This window comes from Streptomyces sp. NPDC091387 (genome assembly GCF_044756945.1).
GTDB lineage: Bacteria > Actinomycetota > Actinomycetes > Streptomycetales > Streptomycetaceae > Streptomyces.
The window spans coordinates 95476-119711 of record NZ_JBIVTZ010000007.1 but is presented as its reverse complement, the minus strand read 5'-3'; the positions used below and the strand labels follow the sequence as shown (position 1 = coordinate 119711).

Sequence of the window (24236 nt, the reverse complement as noted above, 5' to 3'; positions counted from 1 at the left end):
AGGTGTTCCGGACGGCGCCGGCGCCTGGGCGCGACAGGACAGGTGTCAGCGCCGACGCCGCCCGGAAGTCTGTGGGCCGGGGGAGAAGGTCACCCGGCGGGGTGGTGCCGGCCGGACCCGCTCGGGGCCCGGCCGCATCGGATCAGTCCTGGACGGGCTGACCGGAGAGCCGCTCGACCGAGCGGAGCAGTGCCGAGTGGTCCAGGCCGCCGTCGCCCTGTGCGCGCAGCGAGGCGACGAGCTGGGCGACGACTCCGCCGACGGGCAGCGCGGCACCGACGGCGCGGGCCGCGTCCGTGACGATGCCCATGTCCTTGTGGTGCAGGTCGATCCGGAAGCCCGGGGCGAAGTCCCGGTTCAGGAAGTTGTCCTTCTTGCGGGTCAGCACGGTCGAGCCGGCCAGTCCGCCGTTGAGGACGTCGAGCGCGGCGGCGAGGTCGACCCCGGACTTCTCCAGGAAGACGACGGCCTCGGCGCAGGCCTGGATGTTGACCGCGACGATGAGCTGGTTGGCGGCCTTCACCGTCTGGCCGGAGCCGTGCGGACCGCAGAGCACGATGGTCTTGCCCAGCACCTCCAGTAGCGGCCGCGCGGCGTCGAAGTCCGCCTGCTCGCCGCCGACCATGATGGAGAGCACGGCCTCGATCGCACCGGCCTCGCCGCCGGAGACGGGGGCGTCCAGGACCCGGATGCCCTGCTCGGCGGCGTTCTTCGCGAGGTCCACGGAGGTCTGCGGGGTGATCGAGGACATGTCGACCAGCAGCGCGCCGCGCCTCGCGTTCTCCAGGATGCCGTCGGGGCCGTACGCGATGGCCTCGACCTGCGGGGAGGCGGGCACCATCGTGATGATCACGTCGGCGTCCCCGACCGCCTCGGCGATCGAGGAGGCGCCGGTGCCGCCGGCCGCGGCCAGCCGGTCGACCTTGTCCTGCTCCAGGGTGTGACCGGTGACGTCGTAACCGGCCTTGATCAGGTTCTCGGACATGGGCGAGCCCATGATCCCGAGGCCGATCCACGCGACCTTGGGGAGGTTGTTGCTCATGAGGGTGCCTTCCGGTAAGCGTGTGTACGAGGGGGAGTCCGCCGCTATCGGCGGGCGGCCCGCGCGGTGGCCGGGAGCCACTCGACGGACTCGGCACTCGGCCGGTCCCCGGGCTTGTACTCCAGGCCGACCCAGCCGTCGTAACCGGCCTTCGCCAGCTCGTCCAGGAGCCGCTCCAGGGGGAGCGTGCCGGTGCCGGGCGCGCCGCGCCCCGGGTTGTCGGCGATCTGGACGTGACCGGTCCGGTCGGCGTACGCGGTGATGACCTGGCTGAGGTCCTCACCGTTCATCGACAGGTGGTACAGGTCCATCAGGAACTTCGCGTTGCCGAGGCCGGTCGCCGCGTTGATCCGGTCGACGACCTCGATCCCGGCCGGTGCGCTGACGAGCGGATAGCGCGGTGACTCCGGCGCGTTCAGGGTCTCGATCAGCAGGACCGCCCCGATCCGGTCCGCCGCGCGGGCGGCCAGGGCCAGGTTCTCCAGGGCGAGTTCGTCCTGCACGTCGGGGTCCACGCCGTCGATCCGGTTGCCGTAGAGCGCGTTGAGCGCCTTGCAGCCGGTCGAGGCGGCGAAGTCGGCCGCCACCTCGATGTTGGCGCGGAAGCGGTCCGACTCCGTGCCGGGCACGGAGAGCGCGCCGCGGTCGGGGCCGGGCAGCTGTCCGGCGTAGAAGTTCAGCCCCACCAGTTCGGTGCCCGCGTCGTCGAGCGCCTTCTTGAGGGCGTCGAGTGCGGCCTGCGGAGGGGTGGGGGTCTCGATCCACGGCCACCACAGCTCGACCGCGGTGAAGCCCGCCGCGGCGGCTGCCGCGGGGCGCTCCAGGAGCGGGAGTTCCGTGAAGAGGATCGAAAGGTTCACATCGAAGCGCTGGTCCGGGTAGCCCATGAGGGTTTCGGCGCTCCTTCCGTATTGCGGAAGTTAGTTTCTGCTCAACGGAAGATTGCCCGGGGGGCGGGCGGGCTGTCAAGGGGGTGCCCGGAATTCGGGCCGGTCGGACCGGTGGCGCCGACTGCTGTTGCGTCCTGCGCAATGACCGGTGCACCTCTTGCGGCAGCTGTCGGGGCAGGCCACTGTGGCTGACACATCCGACGCAGCCGACCCCACGAGGTGCCTCGCATGACCACCCCCACAAGCCGCCGCACCCTTCTCGGAGCACTCCTGGCGGGCGGTGCCCTCGCCGCCGCCCCCTCGCTTCCCCGCTCCGGACATCAGGCACGGTCCCCGCGCACCGCCGGAGAGGGGGCGCGCGGGATCGCGACGCTCTTCCTCGGCACCTACACCTCGACCACCCCGGGAGGCACCGGAATCGGCGTCGCCGCCTACGACCCGGCCGCCGGCACCATCGCCGGCCGCACCGTCGTCACCGGCGTCGAGAACCCCTCGTTCCTCGCGCCGCACCCCACGGGCGCCACGCTCTACGCGGTCGACGAGCAGCAGCGGGGCGGTGTCACGGCGGTGGCGCTCGCCGCCGACGGGACCTTCCGGGTGCTGGCGACGCGGGACACCGGTGGCGCCGGACCCGCCCATCTCTCCGTCCACCCCGGCGGAAAGTGGCTCTTCAGCGCCAACTACACCTCCGGCAGCGTCGCCGTGCACCCCCTCGCCGCCGACGGCACACCGGGGGAGCGCACCGACCTGGTCGCCCACACCACCCCCGCGCCCGGACCGGGCCAGGACGGCCCGCACGCCCACCAGGTCATCACCGCTCCCGGCGGCCACATCCTCGCCGTCGACCTGGGCAACGACACGGTGTACACCTACCGGCTCGACGAGGACCGCGGCACCCTGGAGCAGCTCTCGTACGCCGCGCTGCGTCCCGGCGCCGGACCGCGTTCGCTCACCTTCCACCCCGGCGGCCGCTACGCGTACCTGGCCTGCGAGGTCGACAACACGGTCGTGGTCTGCGGCTACGACCCCGCGACCGGAGTGCTGACCCCGGGCGCCCCGCAGTCCACCGGAACGGGCAGCGGCACCAGCTACCCCGCCCAGCTCCTGGTCACCGGTGACGGCCGCTTCGCCTACCTCGCCAACCGCGGGCACAACAGCCTCACCAGGTACGCCGTCGAGGACGGCGGGGCCACGCTGCGACTGCTGGACACCGTGCCGGTGGGTGGCGACTTCCCCCGGCACATCGCCTTCTCCCCGGACGGCTCGCTGCTCCTGGCCGCCAACCAGAAGTCCGGCACGGTGACGGTGTTCCGGGTGGACGGGGAGAGCGGCACGCTGGAGTCGGTGGGGACGCCGTTCGCCGCCCCGGCGGCGGTCTGCGTGCTGCCGCTCTGAGGGCCGTGCGGTGGCGCCCGTCCGTTAGTGTCGTGCCCGAGCCGCGGGGTTTCCCGCCGCGGTGACACGCACCATGGAGGCACCGTGCGCTTGAGAGTGGAGTTCACCACCGAGCCCTTCGATCTCGACGAGGCGCCCGCCCACGCGGTCGTCGCCCGTGAGGTCGTCCAGTCCGCCGATCTGGACGCCGTGGACGTCGGCCCGTTCGGCAACACGGCCGAGGGCGGCGCCGACGAGGTGCTCGGCGCGGTGGACTCCCTCCTGCGCAAGGCCCTGGCATCGGGTGCCACCCGGGTCTCCCTCCAGGTCAACGTGATCGGGGAGGACTCCAAGTGACCGAATCCGCGGACCACCCCCTCGTCGCCGCGGTCAAGCCGCTCGTCGACGCCATGGGGGCCGAGCTGCTCGGCCCCGAGCAGGCGCAGCCCGACGATGTCGTGCTGGCCTGGGAGGGGCTGGACGTCATAGCGGTCCGGCTGCCGCAGCTCTCGGACTCGCTGGATCACATCCTGGCCGCCATGGAGCGCCGGCACGGGATGCCGCTCGCCGAGCTGGACCGCAGGACCAAGCAGACGGTCGTGCGGAGCCTGGAGGCACGCGGTGCCTTCTCCGTACGCCATGGGGTGGAGACGGTGGCGGGGGCCCTGGGGGTCAGCCGGTTCACCGTCTACAACTACCTGAACAGGGATATCGGGCCGAAGAGCGAGTAGTTGGGCCCGCGGACGGGTGCGGTCCGCGCAGCGTCACGGAAGGCCGTCGTCCGGATCATCGGGCGACGGCCTTTTACATGAACGTAATTTCAACAAAGTGTTGACGTGGTGTTGTGGAGGGCGTTAGCTATCCGCAGCCCGACCGACGCACAGCGAAAAACAGCCACGGAGGCTCCCGTGACTTCGAGCTCCACACCGGGCCCGGCCCGGTTCAACACCCTGGCGGACCACGAGGCGGCCGCCGCGCTGCACGAGGTCTGTGCCAGTGCGGCCTGGGGAAGAGCGATCCTCTCCGGGCGCCCCTACGCCACGGCCGAAGCCCTGTTCTCCGCGAGTGACGCCGCCACGGCGGCCCTCGACGCGCAGGACCTGGCCGAAGCCATGGCCGGCCACCCGCCCATCGGCCGCCCGAAGCCGGGGGACCCGACCTCCTCCCGCGAACAGCGGGGGATGGCCGGCGCCACCGAGGAACTCAAGGCCGAGATGCTCGAACTCAACCTGGCCTACCAGGAGCGGTTCGGACACGTCTTCCTGATCTGCGCCACCGGGGCCACCGGTGAGCAGATGCGCGACGCGGTGAAGGCCCGGTCCGGGAACTCGCCCGAGCAGGAGCGCGGACACGTGCGCACCGAACTGGGCAAGATCAACCGCATCAGGCTGACCCGTCTCGTCACAGAAGGAGAGTGAAGGCCTTGAGCACCTTCGCCACCGCATCGGTGTCCACCCACATCCTGGACACCAGCACCGGCCGCCCCGCCGCGGACGTTCCCGTCTCGCTCGCGGCCCGCACGGGCGGCGACGCGCGGTGGGTGGCGCTCGGCGGCTCGGCGACCGACGCGGACGGGCGCTGCAAGGACCTGCCGGCCCTGCCGGAGGGCACCACCCACGTACGGCTCGACTTCGACACCGAGTCGTACTTCACAGCCAAGAAGCAAGCCGAGGCGCAGCAGGACGCCCCCCGCGTAAGGGACAGCGGTGCGTTCTTCCCGGAGGTGGCGATCACTTTCGCCGTCACCCCGGGCGAGCACTATCACGTACCGCTGCTGCTCAACCCGTTCGGCTACTCCGTATACCGAGGGAGCTAGCAGACACATGCCCACGATTCTCGGCCAGAACCAGTACGGCAAAGCAGAGAACCGCGTCGTCAGGATCACGCGGGACGGCGACACCCACCACATCAAGGACCTGAACGTCTCCGTCGCCCTGTCCGGCGACATGGACGACGTCCACTACTCGGGCTCCAACGCGAACGTCCTGCCGACCGACACCACCAAGAACACGGTGTTCGCGTTCGCCAAGGAGTACGGCGTCGAGTCCGCCGAGCAGTTCGGCATCCACCTCGCCCGGCACTTCGTGTCGTCGCAGGAGCCGATCCAGACCGCCCGGATCCGGATCGAGGAGTACTCCTGGGAGCGCATCGAGACCTCCGGCGGCAACTCGCGGTTCATCGGCGCCGACGAGGTGAAGCACTCCTTCGTGCGCAAGGGCCAGGAGACGCGCACCTCCCAGATCACCTACGACGGTGAGAAGTGGGAGGTCATCTCCGGCCTCAAGGAACTCTCGGTGATGAACTCGACCAACTCCGAGTTCTGGGGCTACGTCAAGGACAAGTACACGACGCTCAAGGAGGCGTACGACCGCGTCCTGGCCACCGACGTGTCCGCCCGGTGGCGGTACAACTGGACCAGCGACGAGGCCCGCATGCCGAACTGGGAGAAGTCCTACGAGCAGGCACGCAAGCACATGCTCGAAGCCTTCGCGGAGACGTACTCCCTCTCCCTCCAGCAGACCCTCTACCAGATGGGTTCGCGCATCATCAACAGCCGCAGCGAGATCGACGAGATCCGCTTCTCGCTCCCGAACAACCACCACTTCCTGGTGGATCTGGAGCCGTTCGGACTGAAGAACGACACGGCCGACGGCGCAGTCTACTTCGCGGCCGACCGTCCGTACGGGCTCATCGAGGCCACCGTGCTGCGGGACGGCATCGAGCCGCAGATCCCGGTCGACATGACCAACCTCTGACGCGGCGCCGTGCCGGTTCCCGTCCGTCCACAGCGGACGGGAAGCGGCCGGGCCGGAGGGAACTCCCATGGCACAGCCTGCACGTGGGCCTGCAGAAGCGATAGGTCCATGTCCCACCCAGCCGGACGGCTCGATCCATCCGGTGGACGAAAAGCCTGCTCCGTCGCGGCTCCTGCCCGCCGCGCTCCAGCACATCGCCGCCATGTACGCGGGCGTCGTCACCCCACCGCTCATCATCGGACAGGCCGTCGGACTCGACCCGGCCGGCATGACCCGCCTGATCGCGGCGAGCCTCCTCATCGCCGGCTGCGCCACCGTCCTGCAGACCCTCGGCATCGGGGGCTTCGCCGGCAACCGGCTCCCGTTCGTCAACGCAGCCTCGTCCGCGGGGATCGCCCCGATGCTCGCCATCGCGGAGACCAGTGCGCCGGGCCACCAACTCCCGGCGATCTACGGGGCGGTGCTCGTCGCAGGCGTGTTCTGTCTGCTCATCGGTCCGTTCTTCGGCCGGCTGCTGCGGTTCTTCCCGCCGCTCGTCACCGGCGTCGTCATCACCCTCATCGGCGTCACCCTGATGCCGGTCCCGGTCTCCTGGGCACAGGGCGGCGACAGGACCGCGGCAGACTTCGGCGCGATGAAGTACCTCGCACTGGCCGCCTTCACCCTGGCCGTCATCCTGGTCATCCAGCGGTTCGGCCGCGGGTTCCTCAAGCAAGTGGCCTTGTTGATGGGGCTGTTGATCGGAACCCTGGCCGCCATCCCCTTCGGCCTCGCCGACCTCTCCGCCCTGCGCTCCGCACCGCTCGCCGCACTGCCCACCCCCTTCGCCTTCGGCGCACCGGAGTTCCGGCCCGCCGCGATCCTCTCCCTCTGCATGGTGATGCTCGTCCTGATGACCGAGTCGTCCGCCGGAATGCTGGCGCTCGGCGAGATCTGCGACCGGCGCACCGACGGCCGCACCATCACCCGCGGGCTGCGCACCGACGGCATCGCCACCCTGATCGGACCGGTCTTCGGCGGCTTCCCGACGAGCGCCTTCGCGCAGAACGTCGGCGTGGTCTCCCTCACGAAGGTACGGAGCCGCTACGTCGTCGCGGCAGCCGGCGGAGCCCTGCTGATCCTCGGCGTCTTCCCGGTGCTCGGCGCGGTCGTCTCGCTCGTCCCGATGCCCGTGCTCGGCGGCGCCGGCATCGTCCTGTTCGGCTCGATCGCGGTGAGCGGCATCCGTACGCTCTCCGAGGCCGGGCTCGACGACAGCTCCAACATCATCCTGGTCGCCGTGGCGCTCGGCGCGGGCATCATCCCGCTCGCCGCGCCCGGTTTCTACGCCGGATTCCCGTCCTGGGCGCAGACCGTACTGGGCTCCGGCATCAGCGCCGGGGCGCTCGTCGCGGTCCTGCTCAATCTCTTCTTCCACCATCTCGGCACCCACAGCCGCACGGCCGTGGCACTCAAATCCTCCTAGGGTCCTGCCGTGCCCACATCGCTGATGAGAGAAGGAAGCACCATGGCAGCACAGGCAGTGCCCGAGCGCGTGGACCGCATCGTCATCGAGAACTGTTCGATCGCCACCGTCGACGCCGACGACACCGAGTACGCCTCGGGCCATGTCGTCGTCGCGGGCAACCGCATCGAGTCCGTCGGCGCCGGCCGGGCACCGGAGGGTCTGGAGAACGTCGTACGCCGGATCGACGGCACCGGGCATCTCGTCACGCCCGGTCTGATCAACACGCACCACCACTTCTACCAGTGGATCACCCGCGGCCTGGCCACCGACCACAACCTCTTCGAGTGGCTGGTCGCGCTGTACCCGACCTGGGCGCGCATCGACGAGCAGATGGTCCGCGCCGCCGCGCGGGGCTCGCTCGCCATGATGGCCCGCGGCGGTGTCACCACCGCGATGGACCACCACTACGTGTACCCGCGGGGCTCCGGCGACCTGACCGGCGCGATCATCGGCGCCGCCCGCGAGACGGGCGTACGGTTCACCCTCGCCCGCGGCTCCATGGACCGCAGCGAGAAGGACGGCGGGCTGCCGCCGGACTTCGCCGTGGAGACCCTCGAAGGCGCTCTGGCCGGCACAGAGGCGGCCATCGACGCGCACCACGACGCCTCCTTCGACGCGATGACCCAGATCGCCGTCGCGCCCTGCTCCCCGTTCTCCGTGTCCACCGAACTGATGCGGCAGGGAGCCGAGTTGGCCCGCCGCCGCAGAGTGCGGCTGCACACCCACGGCTCGGAGACCGTGGAGGAGGAGAAGTTCTGCCACGAGCTGTTCGGCATGGGCCCGACCGACTACTTCGAGTCGACCGGCTGGCTCGGTGACGACGTGTGGATGGCGCACTGCGTCCACATGAACGACTCCGACATCGCCGCCTTCGCCCGCACCGGCACCGGCGTCGCCCACTGCCCGTCCTCCAACGCCCGGCTCGCCGCAGGCATCGCCCGGGTCCCGGACATGCTCGCCGCGGGCGTCCCGGTCGGCCTCGGCGTCGACGGCACCGCGTCCAACGAGTCCGGCGAGCTCCACACCGAACTGCGCAACGCCCTCCTCGTCAACCGCCTCGGCCCGCACCGCGAACGCGCCTTGAACGCCCGTCAGGCCCTGCGCCTGGGCACGTACGGCGGCGCCCAGGTCCTCGGCCGGGCCGAGCAGATCGGCTCCCTGGAGCCAGGCAAGCTCGCCGACCTGGTCCTGTGGAAGCTGGACACCCTCGCCCACGCCTCCATCGCCGACCCGGTGACCGCCCTGGTCCTCGGCGCCGCGGCCCCCGTCACCCTCTCCCTCGTCAACGGCAAGCCGGTCGTCGAGGGCAACCGCCTCATCACCGTGGACGAGGACGCCCTCGCCCGCGCCACCCGCGACGAGGCCCGCCGCCTCGCGCAGATCGCCGCCGGAGCCTGACGGCCCGGCGCCCCCCGAACCGGCCGGCCGAGGGGGACGGCCCTCGACCGGCCGCCGTGGACCCGAGCGGGGCCCACGGCAACCGGTACGGGGGCGCGTACCCAGACGTACGCGCCCCCGTACCGCTGAACCGAGCTGCCCGCACCAACTGCACGACCTGCACCAACGCACCACCTCCCTGATACCCACGTCGCCGCAGACGTGTACCCGACCGGAGGAACCGCCGTGGCAGCTACGCCCAGGTTTCGCAATGACGCAGACGCAGCACCCGACCCCGAAGACACCTCGGAGCCGGCCCGGTCCGACCGCACTCATCCGGTCGACGAGACGCTCCCCCCACTGAAGATGTTCACCAGCGGCCTCCAGCACGTGGCCGCGATGTACGCGGGTGTGGTGGCCCCGCCCATGATCGTGGGCCCCGCCGTGGGCCTCAGCCCGAAGGAGACGGCCTTCCTGATGGGGGCGAGCCTGTTCACCGCGGGCATCGCCACCCTGCTCCAGACCCTCGGCTTCTGGCGCATCGGCGCCCGGCTGCCGTTCGTCAACGGCGTCTCGTTCGCCGGGGTGACGCCCATGGTGGCGATCGGCAAGGACCGGGGACACGACGGCATCGCCGTCATCTTCGGCGCGATCATCGTCGCGAGCCTCCTCGGCTTCGTCCTCGCCCCCCACTTCTGCAAACTGGTCCGTTTCTTCCCGCCCGTCGTCACCGGCACGGTCATCACCCTGATCGGTGTCTCCCTGCTGCCGGTCGCCTTCAACTGGTCCCAGGGCGGCAACGCCACGGCCGACGACTACGGCTCCACCACCAACATCATCATGGCGGCGGTCACCCTGGTGATCGTCCTCGCGCTGAGGAAACTGCTCCGCGGCTTCCTCCAGCAGATCGCGATCCTGCTCGGACTCATCGCCGGCACACTCATCGCGATCCCGGTCGGCATCACCGACTTCGGCGCCATCAAGGACGCCGACGCGGTCGGCTTCCCCACCCCGTTCCACTTCGGGGCACCGCAGTTCGAGATCGCCGCGATCGTCTCGATGTGCATCGTCATGCTGGTCTGCATGACCGAGTCGACCGCGGACATGCTGGCCCTCGGAAAGATCGTCGACCGGCCGGCCGACGAGCGGACCATCGAGGGAGGTCTGCGCGCCGACACCCTGGGCAGCGCCATCAGCCCGCTGTTCAACGGCTTCATGTGCAGCGCCTTCGCCCAGAACATAGGACTGGTCGCGATGACCAAGGTCCGCAGCCGCTTCGTCGTCGCCGCGGGCGGCGGCATCCTCATCCTGCTCGGTCTGTTCCCGGTGGCCGCGTCCGTCATCGCGCTGGTACCGCTGCCGGTGCTCGGCGGCGCCGGAATCGTGCTCTTCGGGTCGGTCGCCGCGAGCGGCATCTAGACCCTGGCGAGCGCCGCACTGGAGAAGGGTGAGAACGCCCTGATCGTGGCCGCCGCCGTCGGCATAGGCCTGATACCGATCGCCGCGCCGGAGTTCTACCACGCGTTCCCCAAGGACCTGCTGGTCGTGCTCGACTCCGGGATATCCACCGGATGCGTCGTGGCGATCGTCCTCAATCTGGCCTTCAACCACCTGGGCCGGAAGCCGGACGCCGAGGCGGATGCGGGGGTGAAGGAGCTGGAGGCGGTGAACGCGCCTTCTGTCGGCGTCCACTGACGGACTGTCACAGCGCCGTGGCGCGTACGGTCCCACCCGTGAGGGGAACCGTACGCGCCACAGCCGTGCCCGGGTCCGTCAGCCGATGTGGAAGCTGTCGCCGTACACCTTCCAGTCGAGCGGCGGGTTCAGGTTCAGATTGCCTTTCTTCAGGAACACCCGCTGTGCGGTGTCCACCCGGCTGGTGTCCGAGTGTGCCTCCTCCTGCTGCATGGCCCAGACCCGCGCGTCCAGGAAGGCGTTGAGGTAGGTGACCTCGTTGCCGCCCTGGGCCGGCGGCTTCGCCTTCGCGAGGGCCCGCTTGCGGATGCTGCTGAAGCTCGTGCTGTCGCCGCCGTCGCCGTGCATGACGATGGCGTCGTAGTACGCGAACTGGCCGAGCGTGCCCAGTCCGTCGCTCTTGCCCCGGCTGACCGCCGGGTCGAAGTACACCCGGTCGCGCTCGTCGTTCTGCGCCTGCTGGAACGCCGAGTCGGCCGCGGCCTTCTTCCAGGCGGCCTGGAAGCCCGGGTCGAGTCCTTCGTGCGAGTCGCTGCCGTCCACCTCGCGCAGGGCGGGCAGGTACTGGGCGAGCGGGTTGCCCGGCTTGCGCTGCGTGTACAGCTCCACCAGGTCCAGCATGTCGCCGGTGCCGGAGCAGAAGCCGATGATGCCCGCGGTGTAGCCGCGGCCGTCGTCGATGTCCTCGATGTACTTGTACTGGGACTTCCAGTCCAGCGAGGAGTTCTCCGCGCTGGAGACCAGTTGCATGGCGATGTCCTTCTTCGCCGGATCGTCGAGCCCGGTCGCGGCGGCCTCCTGGTGGTGAGCGGCCGGCGGCGCGGGGGCGGTGCCGGCGAATGCGGTGGCGGGAACAGCCGTGAGTGTCAGCCCGAGTGCGACGAGCGCGACACGCAGGGTACGGGTGTTGCGACGTGCGGTGCGCTTGTGGGGAGCGTTCACCAGTCCTCCAAAGGAGTTCGTCGTTCCGATTCTTCTGTTAGGAAGCTTTCCTATCAGAGTGGAGCGACTGCCGTACACCCCTGTGACGCAGATGAGTTGGGAACGGCGCGGGGCCGGGGAACGGAGAGGCCGGCCGGCTACGGGCCCTCGATCCGGTAGCTGTCGCCGTACACCTTCCACCGCAGTGGTGTCTCCAGGCCGAGCCTGCCCTCGCGCACGAACACCCGCTGGGCCGTCTCGACCCTGCTGGTGTCGTGGTGCGAGGGCTCCTCGCGCATCGCCGCGACCCTGGCGTCCAGGAACGCGTCGAGATAGGCCACCTCTGCGCCGCCCCGCGAGGGCGCGCGGGCCTTCGCGAGGGCGTGCCGGTGCATCGTGCGGAAGCCGACCGTGCCGTCCGCGTCGCCGGACCCGTGCATCACATAGGCGTCGTAGTAGATGAACTGGCCCAGCGCGCCGAGCCCGTCCGCCTTGGCCTGCGCCACCGCGGGGCCGAAGTACGAGGCGTCCCGCTCGGCGTCCTGCGCCGACCGGAAGGCCGCGTCGCCGGCCGCGTGTGCCCACGCTTCGGTGAACCGGCGGCCGAGCCCGGTGTGCGCGTCGGTGCCCTCCACCGCCCGCAGCGCCGGCCGGAACCGCGCCAGCGGATTCCCGGGCCGGGCCTTCGCGTACCGCTCGACGACGCGTCGCATGTCGCCGGTGCCGGAGCAGAAGCCGATGATGCCCGCGGTGTAGCCGCGGCCGTCGTCGATGTCCTCGATGTACTTGTACTGGGACTTCCAGTCCAGCGAGGAGTTCTCCGCGCTGGAGACCAGTTGCATCGCGATGTCCTTCTTCGCCGGATCCTCCAGACCGGCCGCCGCGGACCCCTTGCCGTAGGCGGTGTCCGGTCCGGCCGCCGAGCATCCGGAGAGCACGGCCGCGGCCATGACGAGGGCGGCGGCCGAGGCGATCAGGGAACACGTGCTGAGCTTCACCGCTCCAGCCTGCCAGGTCGCGGGAGGGATCCTCGCCCGTACACGGCGTTCTTCGTCCGCTGGTCAGACGGCCGCCCGCCGCCGCGGCCGGCCCTTCAGCCGCCGGGCCGCCAGTCGGGGCGCCGGCCGCTCCGGGCCACCGCCCGGTCCAGCAGCGGCGCGTCGTCCGGCACCGGGACCGGCGGGCCGAACGGCGAGCCGGCCGGCGGGCTGTCACCCAGGGCGGCCAGCAGTGCCAGCGTGGACTGCAGATACGCCTCCTCGGCCCGGAACGGCTGCCCGGTCGACCGCGCCAGGTCCCAGCCGTGCAGCACCAGCTCGTTGAGCGCGACCATGCCCGCCACCTCGCCCGGCAGGTCCACGCTGCCCGCCCGGCTCATGCCCTGCCAGGCGTCGGGGGAGCGCCAGGCGGTGACCATGGCATCCAGCGCCTCGGGCAGTGTGCCGCGCCAGTCGTCCTCCAGCACCATCTCCGCCACCGAGGGCGCCGTGTCGGTCGTGGGTCCCGGCTCCTTGCGCGCGGCATCGCGGAAGGCCACGGCGAGCCCGCCGATGTGGGCGAGCAGGGCGCTCACCGTGACACCGGGGCACGGGGTCGGCGCGGACAGCCAGGTGTCGTCGACCGCGTCGAGCAGCGCGGTCATTTGCCGGGCCGCGGGTTCCAGATCCTGCGGGGGAGCGGTGTCCGTCTCGTCGTCCGTCTTCGTCTTGTCGTCCATACAGTGCAGACTCCCCGCGCGCCCCGAACTCATCGCCCGGCGACGCGCCGGGTGCCCCGGACTCCTCGCTCCGGGCGCGGTGCACACCGGCACATTGCGGAACGTTCCGCTCCGTCCTCTTGTCGGCGACCCCCACGCCGTGCGATACAGGTCTGGACCATTGCTGCCGGACGGAAGGCAAGACCGTGCAACGCCCCCACGCACCCGCCGCGTTGGCCTGCTCAGCCGCCCTGCTCCTCGCCGCGCTCACCGCCTGCGGCGGCTCCGGCGCCGAGGCCGACACCAGTAGTCCCACAGCGCCACGCGGGGTGACCGTGCAGGCCGGCAGCGCCACCTCCGCGCATGTGATGTGGGAGGCGGCCTCCGACGACAAGGCCGTCACCGCGTACGAGATCTACCGCAAGGGCAAGAAGGTCAAGACCGTCCCGGCGACCAGGTTGATGATCGACGTCGACGGCCTGACCGCCTCGACCGCGTACACCTTCACCGTCCGCGCCCGCGACGCGGCCGGGAACCTCTCCGCGCCGAGCGCCGCCGCCTCCGTCACCACGCCCGCCCCGACCCCGGCCGACCATGAGGCACCGACCCGGCCGGTGAAGCTGCGCGGCAAGGCCGACGGCAGCCGGGCGGCCACGCTGTCCTGGGGCGGCTCCACGGACGACGTCGGCGTCACCTCGTACGACATCTACCAGGAGGGCTCGCGCATTCACAGCGTGTCCGGCACGCAGACCACCGCCCGGCTGACCGGGCTGCGGCCCGGCACGATATACACCTTCACCGTCCGCGCCCGCGACGCCGCCGACACCTCCTCGAAGGACAGCAACGCCTTCGACCTCACCACCGCGTCCGCCCCCGGCGCGCCCGCCGCCACCGCCCCCACCGACCTGCGGATCACCAGCACCGCCCACGGCGAGGAGTACGCCGTCGACCTGGACTGGAAGCAGCCCGTGACCGGTGGCGAGATCCCGGCCTACCAGCTCTACCTGGACGGCCGGCTGACCACCACGATCGTCTGGGGAGGCAAGCCGCCCACGGGCCGGGCGCACTACCGGCTCACCGTCAGCGATCCGCGCGGCACCCGCTACGCCATGAAGATCCGCGCCAAGCTCCCGGACGGCAAGTGGGGGGACTTCTCCGCCTCGCGGACGGTGGTGCTGGGCGGCTGACCGGCCCTCAGGCGTGCGAGCGGCCGCCCCCTATTCTCGCCCGCGCTGGTCATCGTGCTGGCCCGCGGGGTCACCGTCATCATGAACAGCTCCCGGATCACCGACACCGTCCTGCACTCCATCGAGGGCCTGCTGTCCGGCACCTCCTCCGCGGTGTTCGCCGTCGTCGTGTTCGTCGTCAACCCCCCCGCTGGCCTTCCTCATCCCGTCCACCTCCGGTGGGTGCCCGCGACGGCGGTCACGATCGGCGGGGTGGCGCTGGCCAAGGTGGGATACGACAGATACCTGCGTTTCGTGTGGCCGCTGCTCGCCGTCCTGGCCGTGCTGATCTGCGGGTTCGTCGCGCTGGGTGCGGTGTGGACGTGACCGCGGGGCCGGCGTGCGGACGGCCGGCCGACGGTAAGTGGTCTGTACCTCTTGACGAGTTGGTCCAGACCAATTAGTTTCCCGTGTGCTCCATGGAACGAAGGACACCCGCTCCCCCCTCAGGACCCCCTCACGGGTCCCTGCCACAAGGGAGAACCATGTTCGAGCACATGCCCCTCAGACGGAGAACGGCGACCGCACTGGTCGCCGCCCTCGCCCTCCTGCTCGCCCTGCTGTCCCTCCAGGCCACCCCCGCCCACGCGGCGGGCAAGCTGACGGCCACCTTCACCTCGGCCGACAACGGCCCCTGGTGGAAGGGGACATACATCCTGCACAACGACACCGACGCGGCCGTCACCGGATGGAGCCTCGAATTCGACCTGCCGTCCGGAGTCGCGATCAGCAGTTCCTACAACGGCACCGTCACCACCCAGGGCAGCCACATCACCGCAGTCAACGCCCACTACAACGGCACGGTCGCCGCACACAGCACCACCGAGCCGTACAGCTTCTGGTTCGTCGCCACCGGACCGATCACCGCGCCCACCGGCTGCCGGATCAACGGCGACAAGTGCGACGGCTCCGCGGACGCCCCGCCGGGCGCGCCCGCCGGGCTGAAGAAGACCGACGTCACCGCCCGCACCGCCTCGCTGTCCTGGACGGCCGCCACGGCGGGGGACTTCCCCGTGGCCTCGTACGACATCCTGGCGGGCGGCAAGGTGGTGGGTTCGGCCACCGCGACGACCTCCGCCACGGTCACCGGTCTGACGCCCGCCACCACCTACTCCTTCACCGTCCGGGCCAAGGACACCCGGGGCAACGCCTCCGCCGAGAGCGCCCCGCTGGCCGTCACCACCGTCGACCCGGCCACCGACACCTCCCCGCCGACGGCCCCCGGCGCCCTGCACTCCACCGCGGCCGACTCCTCGTCCGTCACTCTGGCCTGGACCGCCTCCGCGGACAACCAGCGGGTCGCCGCGTACGACATCTACCGGGGCACCACCCTGGCCACCACGGTCTCCGGCACCACGACCACCGCGACCATCGGCGGGCTGTCCCCCTCGACCTCGTACACCTTCACGGTCAAGGCCCGCGACCCGGCGGACAACTCCTCGCCGGCCAGTAACACGCTCACGGTGAAGACCGACGACATCGTCGGCGCCGGCAACTACGCGAAGGTCGGCTACTTCGTCCAGTGGGGCATCTACGGCCGCCAGTACTTCGTGAAGAACCTCCAGGACTCCGGGGCCGCCGGCAAGCTCGACGTCGTCAACTACGCCTTCGCCAACATCGATCCCAACAACCTCACCTGCCTGAACGGCGTCACCAAGGGCACCACCGCCGACCCCGAGGACCCCGAGCAGGGCACCGGCGCCGGTGACGCCGACGCCGACTACACCCGCCCCTTCAGCGCCGCCCAGTCGGTGGACGGTGTCGCGGACGACGGCTGGGGCAAACTGCGCGGAAACTTCAACCAGTTGAAGAAGCTGAAGAAGCTCCACCCGAACCTGAAGATCGTGGTCTCGCTCGGCGGCTGGACGTACTCGAAGTACTTCTCCGACGTGGCGGCCACCGACGCGGCCCGCAAGAAGTTCGTCTCCTCCTGCATCGACATGTACATCAAGGGCAACCTGCCCGAGTACGGCGGCGCGGGCGGCCCCGGCACCGCGGCCGGCATCTTCGACGGCTTCGACATCGACTGGGAGTGGCCGGGCACCGGCACCGGACACCCCGGCAACCACTACTCGCCGAACGACAGGAACAACCTCACCCTGCTGCTCGCGGAGTTCCGCAAGCAGCTGGACGCGCTCGGCGGCGGCCACCGCCTCCTCACCGCCTTCACCCCCGCCGACCCGCAGAAGATCGGTGACGGCTGGGACCTGGGCAAGGTCTTCGACTCCCTCGACGTGGCCAACGTCCAGGGCTACGACTTCCACGGCTCCGGCAGCGACAACTCCTGGGAACCGAACCGCACCGGCCACCAGGCCAACCTCTACGCCGACGACCAGGACCCGTACGACTTCCACTTCAGCGCGGACGCCGCGATCAAGGCGTACACGGACGCGGGCGTAGAACCCCGCAAACTGACCCTGGGCATCCCGTTCTACGGCCGCGGCTGGCAGAACGTCACCGACGGGGGCGCGGCGGGCGAATGGCAGTCCGCCGGCGGAGCCGCCCCGGGCCAGTTCGCCGAGGAGGCCGGCACCCGCGGATACTCCAACCTCATCGGCGCCTACCCGACGATGACGGTCCGTCACGACGAGCAGTCCGTGTCCACGTACGGCTACACCGGGAACCAGTGGTGGTCCTTCGACGACACCTGGTCCATCGGCAAGAAGACGGCCTACGTGAAGAACAAGGGCCTGCTGGGCGTCATGGTCTGGGAGATGTCGGGGGACACCCCGCAGGGGACGCTGCTGGGCGCGCTCGACACCGGGCTGAAGTAGGGCCCGCCAGGACATGGCTCCGCCCCCGGTGCCGTGCGGTACCGGGGGCGGAGGTGTACGCGGGAGCCGGGCTCAGCGCAGCTGCTCGTACGCCGGCAGCGTCAGGAAGTCCGCGTAGTCCTGGTCCAGGGAGACCTGGAGCAGCAGGTCGTGGGCCTGCTGCCACTTGCCGGCGGCGAAGGCCTCGTCGCCGGTCTCGGCGCGGATCGCGGCCAGTTCCTCGGCCGCGACCTTGCGGGCGAGGTCCGCCGTGGCGTGCTCGCCGTTCTCGAAGACGACGTCCGCGTTGATCCACTGCCAGATCTGCGAGCGCGAGATCTCGGCGGTGGCCGCGTCCTCCATCAGGTTGAAGATGGCGACCGCGCCCATGCCGCGCAGCCAGGCCTCGATGTAGCGGATGCCGACCGCGACGGCGTTGCGCAGGCCGTCGTAGGTGGGCTTGGCGTGCAGGGTGTCGATGGCGATCAGATCGCCCGCGGCCACCGAGACGTCCTCGCGCAGGCGTTCCTTCTGGTTCGGCTTCTCGCCGAGGACCGCGTCGAAGGAGGCCATGGCGATCGGGACCAGGTCGGGGTGGGCGACCCAGGAGCCGTCGAAGCCGTCGTGCGCCTCGCGGTCCTTGTCGGCCTTGACCTTCTCGAACGCGACCTTGTTGACCTCGGCGTCGCGGCGGGACGGGATGAAGGCCGCCATGCCGCCGATCGCGTGGGCGCCGCGCTTGTGGCAGGTGCGGACGAGAAGTTCGGTGTACGCCCGCATGAACGGGGCCGTCATCGTCACCGCGTTGCGGTCCGGCAGGACGAACTTGGCGCCGCCGTCACGGAAGTTCTTGACGATGGAGAAGAGGTAGTCCCAGCGGCCCGCGTTCAGCCCGGAGGCGTGGTCGCGCAGCTCGTAGAGGATCTCCTCCATCTCGTACGCGGCGGTGATCGTCTCGATCAGGACCGTCGCGCGGACGGTGCCCTGCGGGATGCCGGTGTAGTCCTGGGCGAAGACGAAGATGTCGTTCCAGAGGCGGGCCTCCAGGTGCGACTCCGTCTTCGGCAGGTAGAAGTACGGGCCCTTGCCGAGGTCGATGAGGCGCTGCGCGTTGTGGAAGAAGTAGAGGCCGAAGTCGACCAGCGCGCCGGGCACCGGGGTGCCGTCGAGCTGGAGGTGGCGCTCGTTCAGGTGCCAGCCGCGGGGGCGGGTGACGACGGTCGCGAGCTCGTCGGCGGGCTTCAGGGCGTACGACTTGCCGGACTTCGGGTCCGTGAAGTCGATCGCGCGGTCGTAGGCGTCGATCAGGTTGAGCTGGCCGAGGATGACGTTCTCCCACGTGGGGGCGGACGCGTCCTCGAAGTCGGCGAGCCAGACCTTGGCGCCCGAGTTCAGGGCGTTGATGGTCATCTTGCGGTCGGTCGGGCCGGTGATCTCCACCCGGCGGTCGTTCAGCGCGGCGGGGGCCGGTGCGACCTTCCAGGAGTCGTCCGCGCGGACCGCCGCGGTCTCCGGCAGGAAGTCCAGCGTGGAGGTGCGGGCGATCTCGGCACGGCGCTCGCCGCGGCGGGCGAGCAGCTCGTCACGGCGCGGGGTGAACCGGCGGTGCAGCTCGGCCACGAACGCGAGAGCCGCGGGGGTGAGGACCTCGTCCTGCCGGGGCAGGGGCTCGGCATCGACGATGGCCAGCGAGGACGGCGCTGGTGCGGACATGAGCTGTCACTCCTTCAGCGGGCGGTGCGGGCGGCGTCTCACGGCCGCCGGGTCGCCTGAGACGGCACGGCGTGCCATGGCTCCGGGATACGGCCGTGGCCGCCGTCTGAGGTGCAGAGGGCTTCTGACCAGTGGATAGTAGTTTCCTCATGGTGGAAGTTCAATGGTTTGTTGATGTCGAGATTCTCCGGGTCGACAGAAGTCGCCCCCTGCTGGCGCAGCGTGCCAGTGTGTTCACTCCAGGTGGGACAGATCCTCGGCCGTGTCGATGTCGTACGCCTGAGCCACATCGGAACACTCGACGAGCGTGATCGCACCGCGGTGCGCCCGCAGATAGGCGCGCGCCCCCTGGTCGCCCTCCGCGCCCGCCGCGATGTCCGCCCAGAGATCGGCCCCGAACAGCACCGGATGGCCGCGTTCCCCCGCGTACGAGGCCGCCGCGAGGCTCGTCCGGGAGCGGTACGCCGACCGCACCCGCGCCACCGCCTCCGCGCCGATGCCGGGCTGGTCGACCAGCAGGACGACGACCGCGTCCGCCCCCGTGCCGGCGAGGGCGCCGAGGCCCGCGCGCAGCGAGGAGCCCATGCCCCCGGTCCACTCGGGGTTGACGGTCACGGTGCAGCCGACCAGCTCCGTCCTGGCCCGCACCTCGTCGGCCGCGGCGCCGAGCACCACGTGGACCGGGCCGCAGCCGCCGTCCCGCAGGGTGCGTACCGCGTGGTCGGCGAGGAGGCGGCCGCGGTGTTCGAGGAGCGCCTTGGGACGGCCGCCCAGCCGGCGGCCGCCGCCCGCGGCGAGGAGCAGCCCGGCGACGACCGGGGCGGCGGACGGGGTGGAGGGAAGCGGAATGCTTGTCATGCGGACTGGATACCGCAGACGGGCGGTTCCCGCACCGGGCGGACCGTTTCTGCAACCGCCTGTGATCGCCAGGGACACACCGAGTTCCGTCCGTGGAGTGGCGCCCGGCACCTTTCATGGCGTTAACTTGCCCGCACCCCCGGACACTTGACCACGGTTCGGGACCCGGTCGGTACACCGGCACAAGGATGTGTGAGGGGGAGTGCTTTGTTGAAAAGCGTGGGGCAGGCTCGGGTGACCAGCAGCAATGAGGACCCGAGGGTGACGGAGTTGCGTACGGCCGTCTCCCGGCTCCGGAGGGAGCTGGCCGGACATCCCGCGGAGTTCCCGGACCGTGCGATCGCCGAGGACGAGCTCGCGGCGCTGGACACGATGGCGGTCAGCGGCGCGCCCGAGATCCCGCGGCTCCGCCGGTCGCTGCTGCTGATCGCGGGGGCGATCGGCTCGGTCAGCGCCCTGGCGTCGGCGCTCAGGGACGTACGGGTCGCCGTGGACCTCTTCGGAGAGCCGCCGCGCCGCTGAACCCGGGCGGCCGGTAAGCGGCTCGGTGCGGGCCGCGGTTCAGCGGCGGATGAGCCTTCGGGCCGTCGCCGCCGCGACCGCGGCCGTACGCGAGTCGACGCCCAGCTTGGCGTAGATGTGCACCAGATGGGACTTCACCGTCGCCTGGCTCAGGAACAGCTTCTTGCTGATCTGCAGGTTGGACAGGCCCTCGCCCACCAGCTGGAGAACCTCCAGCTCGCGCTTGGTGAGGGCCTCCGCGGGAGTCCTCATCCGGTCCATCAGCCGGTGCGCGACGGCCGGGGCGAGAGCGGACCGGCCGGCCGCCGCCGTACGGACCGCGGCGGCCAGTTCCTCGGGTGGGGCGTCCTTCAGCAGATAGCCGGCGGCGCCCGCCTCGACCGCGGCGAGGATGTCGGCGTCCGTGTCGTACGTGGTCAGGATCAGCACCCGGGGCGCGTCCGGCACCGCGGTGATCGCGGCGGTGGCCTCCGAACCGTGCAGACCCGCGCCGAACTGCAGGTCCATCAGGACGACGTCGAACTCGCCGGTCGCGGCCAGGGCGACGGCCTGCTCGGCGGTGGCGGCCTCGGCGGCGACATGGAAGTCCGGCTCGGTGTCCAGGACGGCCCGCAGCCCCGCCCGGACCACCGGGTGGTCGTCGGCGAGCAGCAGCCTGATCGGTGCGGTCATGCGGAGTCCTGTCCGTTCGGGGCGACGGGGAGCGGCAGGGTGAGGGCGACGGCCGTGCCCTGGCCGGGCGCCGACTCGACGCTCAGCGTGCCGCCCAGGGAGCGGGCCCGCGACCGCATGGCGGGCAGCCCGAAGCCGCCGGTGCCGCTGCCGCCGGCCGGGACGGTGTCCGGTGCGAAGCCGTGGCCGTCGTCGACCACGTCCAGCGACACCGAGGTGTCCATGAAGCTCAGCGTGATCTCGGCCCGCCGCGCCTCGGCGTGCCGCACGGTGTTGGCCAGCGCCGACTGCGCGGTACGCAACAGCGCCACCTCGTACGGTGTGGGCAGCTCGACGGGGGTGCCGCTGACGGCGAACTGCACCGTGAGGGCGGAGTCCGTGGTGCGGGCCGAGAGCCGTTCCAGGGCGGCCGTGAGGGAGCCGTTCTCCAGGTCGGGCGGGGTCAGGGCGCGGACGAAGCGGCGGGCCTCGGCGAGATTGTCCTGGGCGGCCTCGCGGGCCTGGCGGACATGGGGGGCGGCGGGGGCGTCCGGCTCCAGGGTGCGTTCGGCCGCGCGCAGCAGCAGCTGAATGCTGGACAGGCCCTGCGCGAGCGTGTCGTGGATCTCCCGTGCCAGCCGTTCGCGTTCGGCGAGCGTGCCGGCGGTGCGTTCGGCGGCCGCCAGCTCCGCCCGGGTCGAGACGAGCTCCTCGATGAGTTCGCGGCGCCGCTCGCTCTCCCGGAACAGCGCGTCGTAGCCCAGCACCGTGGCGACGGCCACCGCCGCGCCGAGCAGCGGGCCGATGAAGGTGCCGGGCGTGACCGCCTGCCCGTGCACCAGGAAACTGGTGATGGCGGCGGCCGCGGTCACCACGACGGCGGGCAGGCCCCAGCGCATCGGCAGCAGATGCAGCTGGAGGAAGTACAGCGGGAAGGCCACCCACAGCCCGTCCGGCGAGAGGGCCAGCAGCACCAGCCAGAGCGCCCCGAGCACGGCGAGCCAGCACGCCCCCGCCAGGGTCCCCGGCTGCACGGCAGGGGCGAGCGCACCCGCCGCGTACACCGCGGCCAGCACGCAGGAGACCACGACGACGGCGGTGGCGTGCGGATCCCCGGCACTCACGGCCTTGACGGCCGCCAGCGCCAGCAGCCCCAGCAGCAGGGCGTGCAGACACAGCCGCAGCGCGGCGGCGACCGGGGGGTGGACACGTGATTCCATGATTCGTCCAGCGTAGGCGCGGGGTGCCCGGCGCCGGTCAATCGAAAGGTTGATGTCGGGCCCAGCCGGCGGCCGATGTTTCTCCGGCCGCGCGGACCGACGCTGGAGTCATGTTCGTTGCATGGAGAGATCTTCGGTTCGCCAAGGGCCGGTTCGCGCTCATGGGCACGGTCGTGGTGCTGATCACGCTGCTCGTGGGCCTGCTGTCCGGTCTCACGGCCGGACTGGCCCGGGAGAACACCTCGGCCGTCACGGGGCTGAGCGCCGACCACCTGGCGTTCGCCGCCCCGCCCGACGGCCAGTCGGTGTCCTTCACCAATTCCACCGTCAAGGAGACCGCCTGGCAGAGCTGGGCACGGCAGCCCGGCGTCGAGAAGGCCCAGCCGCTCGGCATCCGCACGCTCAACGCCGCCGCGGTGGCGGGGGAGCGGACGGCGGCCGTCTCGGCGTTCGGCGTCGAGCCCGACGGCGGACTGGCGCCCTCCGGCACACCGGTGGCACCGGGAAAGGTCGTGCTCTCCGAGCAGGCCGCCGAGGACCTCTCCGCCCGCACCGGTGACCGGCTGCGCCTCGGCGGCGGCGAGGTCACCGTCGCCGCGGTCGCCGGCGACGCCTCGTACAGCCACACGCCGGTCGTGTGGACCGCGCTGGCCGACTGGCAGCGGCTCGGGGCCGACGGCTCGGGCGGTACGTCCCACGCCACCGTGGTCGCCCTGACCACCACCGACGGCGCCGACCTGGCGGCGGGCGACCGCGCGGCCGGCACCAGCACGCTCACCCTGGACGGCTCGCTCACCGCCATCGGCTCCTACCAGGCCGAGAACGGTTCGCTCCAGCTGATGCGCGGCTTCCTCTTCGCCATCTCCGCCCTGGTCATCGGCGCCTTCTTCACCGTCTGGACGATCCAGCGCAGCGGCGATGTCGCCGTCCTCAAGGCGCTCGGCGCCTCCACGCCCTATCTGCTCCGGGACGCACTCGGGCAGGCCGTGGTGATGCTCGCCATCGGTACGGGGATCGGCACCGCCCTCGCGTCCGGCATCGGCGCCCTGGTCAGCGGCGGGGCAGTGCCCTTCGCCCTGGAGGCGTCGACCGTCCTCGTCCCGGCGGCCGTCATGATCGTCCTCGGTGCCGTCGGGGCGGCCCTGTCCATCCGGCGGATCACCGCCGTAGACCCGCTCACCGCACTCGGGAGTGCCCGATGACCCTCACGCTCACCGATGTCACGCTCACCTACCCCGACGGCGACGGGCGGCTCACCGCCCTGGACCGGGTCTGCCTCGACGTGCCCGCGGGCACCCTCACCGCGGTCGTCGGCCCCTCCGGCTCCGGCAAGTCGAGCCTGCTGGCCGTGGCCGCCACGCTGGTCACCCCGGACGAGGGCGCCGTCGCCGTCGCCGGGACGGACACCGTGGGACTCAGCCGCGCCGACAAGGCGCAGCTGCGCCGCGAACGGATCGGCATCGTCTTCCAGCATCCCAACCTGCTGCCGTCCCTGACCGCGGCCGAGCAGCTCCAGGTCATGGCGCACCTGTCGGGCGGCGCGGCCCGGACCGCCCGGACCCGGGCGCTGGAACTGCTCGACGCGGTCGGTCTCGCCGACAAGGCCGACCGCAGGCCGCACCAGCTCTCGGGCGGCCAGCGCCAGCGGATCAACATCGCGCGGGCCCTGATGAACGACCCGGCGGTGCTCCTGGTCGACGAACCGACCAGCGCACTGGACCACGAACGGGGTGCGGCCGTGCTGGATCTGCTCGTCTCGCTGACCCGGGAGCGGTCGACGGCGACCGTCATGGTCACCCACGACCGGACCCATCTGGACCGGATGGACATGACGGTCTCGATGCAGGACGGCCGGCTGACCGCCCCGGCACTCACCTGAGCCGGCGGTGCGCCGCTACGGCGGAGGGGTGGGGGGGGGGGGTGGGGGGGCGCCCCCCCCCCCCCCCCCCGGCGGGGGCCCCCCCACCCCCCCCCCCCCCACGAAGGCCCAGGCCCCGGCAACGCCAATTGGGCCAACAGGCAACACCGGCCCATA

Annotated in this window: 22 protein-coding genes and 2 pseudogenes; 15 read left to right on the top strand and 9 right to left on the bottom strand. The window is 71.3% G+C overall.

Annotation, left to right across the window (positions count from 1 at the left end; all coding sequences use genetic code 11):
• Window positions 1–142: 142 nt before the first annotated feature.
• Entirely contained in the window at window positions 143–1042 is a 900-nt protein-coding gene (locus ACIQM0_RS16185) for a 2-hydroxy-3-oxopropionate reductase (protein WP_401286654.1), read from the bottom strand.
• A 44-nt stretch (window positions 1043–1086) separates the two neighbouring features.
• Window positions 1087–1929 carry a TIM barrel protein gene (locus ACIQM0_RS16180; RefSeq protein ID WP_401286651.1) on the bottom strand — a complete coding sequence of 281 codons (843 nt, stop codon included), beginning with the start codon at window positions 1927–1929 and terminating at the stop codon, window positions 1087–1089.
• A 231-nt stretch (window positions 1930–2160) separates the two neighbouring features.
• Here ACIQM0_RS16180 and ACIQM0_RS16175 point away from each other — a divergent pair, with 231 nt between their 5' ends.
• The 9 genes and pseudogenes from ACIQM0_RS16175 (at window position 2161) to ACIQM0_RS16135 (ending at window position 10641) form a co-directional block, all read left to right on the top strand.
• Window positions 2161–3327 carry a lactonase family protein gene (locus tag ACIQM0_RS16175; RefSeq protein WP_401286649.1) on the top strand — a complete coding sequence of 389 codons (1167 nt, stop codon included), beginning with the start codon at window positions 2161–2163 and terminating at the stop codon, window positions 3325–3327.
• An 84-nt stretch (window positions 3328–3411) separates the two neighbouring features.
• On the top strand, window positions 3412–3663 hold the full coding sequence (locus ACIQM0_RS16170; RefSeq protein ID WP_363020865.1) for a hypothetical protein: 252 nt from the start codon (window positions 3412–3414) through the stop codon (window positions 3661–3663).
• Window positions 3660–4037 carry a helix-turn-helix domain-containing protein gene (locus ACIQM0_RS16165; RefSeq protein ID WP_363020864.1) on the top strand — a complete coding sequence of 126 codons (378 nt, stop codon included), beginning with the start codon at window positions 3660–3662 and terminating at the stop codon, window positions 4035–4037. Before ACIQM0_RS16170 ends, ACIQM0_RS16165 begins: the two co-directional genes overlap by 4 nt.
• A gap of 177 nt (window positions 4038–4214) precedes the next feature.
• Entirely contained in the window at window positions 4215–4724 is a 510-nt protein-coding gene (gene uraD, locus ACIQM0_RS16160; protein WP_401286645.1) for a 2-oxo-4-hydroxy-4-carboxy-5-ureidoimidazoline decarboxylase, read from the top strand.
• 5 nt (window positions 4725–4729) lie between these two features.
• The gene (uraH, locus tag ACIQM0_RS16155) at window positions 4730–5122 is read left to right on the top strand and encodes a hydroxyisourate hydrolase (protein WP_401286642.1); all 393 of its coding nucleotides are present in this window, start codon (window positions 4730–4732) and stop codon (window positions 5120–5122) included.
• Between the two features lie 7 nt (window positions 5123–5129).
• Window positions 5130–6062, top strand: a complete 933-nt coding sequence (gene pucL, locus ACIQM0_RS16150) for a factor-independent urate hydroxylase (RefSeq protein WP_401286640.1) — start codon at window positions 5130–5132, stop codon at window positions 6060–6062.
• A gap of 67 nt (window positions 6063–6129) precedes the next feature.
• On the top strand, window positions 6130–7527 hold the full coding sequence (locus ACIQM0_RS16145; RefSeq protein ID WP_401286636.1) for a nucleobase:cation symporter-2 family protein: 1398 nt from the start codon (window positions 6130–6132) through the stop codon (window positions 7525–7527).
• Window positions 7528–7569: 42 nt separating this feature from the next.
• The gene (locus ACIQM0_RS16140; RefSeq protein ID WP_401286633.1) at window positions 7570–8967 is read left to right on the top strand and encodes an 8-oxoguanine deaminase; all 1398 of its coding nucleotides are present in this window, start codon (window positions 7570–7572) and stop codon (window positions 8965–8967) included.
• 225 nt (window positions 8968–9192) lie between these two features.
• A pseudogene (locus ACIQM0_RS16135) lies at window positions 9193–10641 on the top strand (nucleobase:cation symporter-2 family protein).
• A 78-nt stretch (window positions 10642–10719) separates the two neighbouring features.
• Here ACIQM0_RS16135 and ACIQM0_RS16130 read toward each other — a convergent pair.
• The 3 genes from ACIQM0_RS16130 to ACIQM0_RS16120 form a co-directional block, all read right to left on the bottom strand.
• On the bottom strand, window positions 10720–11583 hold the full coding sequence (locus ACIQM0_RS16130; protein ID WP_401286630.1) for a chitosanase: 864 nt from the start codon (window positions 11581–11583) through the stop codon (window positions 10720–10722).
• A 137-nt stretch (window positions 11584–11720) separates the two neighbouring features.
• A complete protein-coding gene (locus tag ACIQM0_RS16125) occupies window positions 11721–12512 on the bottom strand; it encodes a chitosanase (RefSeq protein WP_401287195.1) in 792 nt (263 codons plus the stop codon).
• A 143-nt stretch (window positions 12513–12655) separates the two neighbouring features.
• On the bottom strand, window positions 12656–13279 hold the full coding sequence (locus ACIQM0_RS16120; RefSeq protein WP_401286627.1) for a TIGR03086 family metal-binding protein: 624 nt from the start codon (window positions 13277–13279) through the stop codon (window positions 12656–12658).
• Window positions 13280–13464: 185 nt separating this feature from the next.
• Here ACIQM0_RS16120 and ACIQM0_RS16115 point away from each other — a divergent pair, with 185 nt between their 5' ends.
• The 3 genes and pseudogenes from ACIQM0_RS16115 (at window position 13465) to ACIQM0_RS16105 (ending at window position 17258) form a co-directional block, all read left to right on the top strand.
• Window positions 13465–14445, top strand: coding sequence for a fibronectin type III domain-containing protein (locus tag ACIQM0_RS16115; RefSeq protein ID WP_401286624.1), 981 nt, complete (start codon window positions 13465–13467; stop codon window positions 14443–14445).
• Window positions 14446–14481: 36 nt separating this feature from the next.
• Window positions 14482–14811 (top strand): annotated as a pseudogene (locus ACIQM0_RS16110) (YfcC family protein); the annotation flags it as partial.
• A gap of 158 nt (window positions 14812–14969) precedes the next feature.
• Window positions 14970–17258 (top strand): glycosyl hydrolase family 18 protein, encoded by a 2289-nt coding sequence (locus tag ACIQM0_RS16105; RefSeq protein WP_401286621.1) that lies wholly within the window; start codon window positions 14970–14972, stop codon window positions 17256–17258.
• A 72-nt stretch (window positions 17259–17330) separates the two neighbouring features.
• On the opposite strand, the gene aceB is transcribed toward ACIQM0_RS16105, so the two are convergent.
• On the bottom strand, window positions 17331–18950 hold the full coding sequence (gene aceB, locus ACIQM0_RS16100) for a malate synthase A (protein ID WP_401286618.1): 1620 nt from the start codon (window positions 18948–18950) through the stop codon (window positions 17331–17333).
• A 234-nt stretch (window positions 18951–19184) separates the two neighbouring features.
• Window positions 19185–19808 carry an NTP transferase domain-containing protein gene (locus ACIQM0_RS16095; protein WP_401286616.1) on the bottom strand — a complete coding sequence of 208 codons (624 nt, stop codon included), beginning with the start codon at window positions 19806–19808 and terminating at the stop codon, window positions 19185–19187.
• 219 nt (window positions 19809–20027) lie between these two features.
• Between ACIQM0_RS16095 and ACIQM0_RS16090 the strand changes: the two genes are divergently transcribed.
• Window positions 20028–20330, top strand: coding sequence for a DUF5955 family protein (locus ACIQM0_RS16090; protein ID WP_401286613.1), 303 nt, complete (start codon window positions 20028–20030; stop codon window positions 20328–20330).
• A gap of 39 nt (window positions 20331–20369) precedes the next feature.
• On the opposite strand, the gene ACIQM0_RS16085 is transcribed toward ACIQM0_RS16090, so the two are convergent.
• Window positions 20370–21002 (bottom strand): response regulator, encoded by a 633-nt coding sequence (locus ACIQM0_RS16085; RefSeq protein ID WP_401286610.1) that lies wholly within the window; start codon window positions 21000–21002, stop codon window positions 20370–20372.
• Window positions 20999–22201: a sensor histidine kinase gene (locus ACIQM0_RS16080; protein WP_401286607.1), complete on the bottom strand. Its 1203-nt coding sequence runs from the start codon at window positions 22199–22201 to the stop codon at window positions 20999–21001. The genes ACIQM0_RS16085 and ACIQM0_RS16080 overlap by 4 nt, the downstream gene beginning before the upstream one ends.
• 110 nt (window positions 22202–22311) lie before the next feature.
• Between ACIQM0_RS16080 and ACIQM0_RS16075 the strand changes: the two genes are divergently transcribed.
• Window positions 22312–23403 carry an ABC transporter permease gene (locus tag ACIQM0_RS16075; RefSeq protein WP_401286604.1) on the top strand — a complete coding sequence of 364 codons (1092 nt, stop codon included), beginning with the start codon at window positions 22312–22314 and terminating at the stop codon, window positions 23401–23403.
• Window positions 23400–24080, top strand: a complete 681-nt coding sequence (locus ACIQM0_RS16070) for an ABC transporter ATP-binding protein (protein WP_401286601.1) — start codon at window positions 23400–23402, stop codon at window positions 24078–24080. The genes ACIQM0_RS16075 and ACIQM0_RS16070 overlap by 4 nt, the downstream gene beginning before the upstream one ends.
• Window positions 24081–24236: the final 156 nt, after the last annotated feature.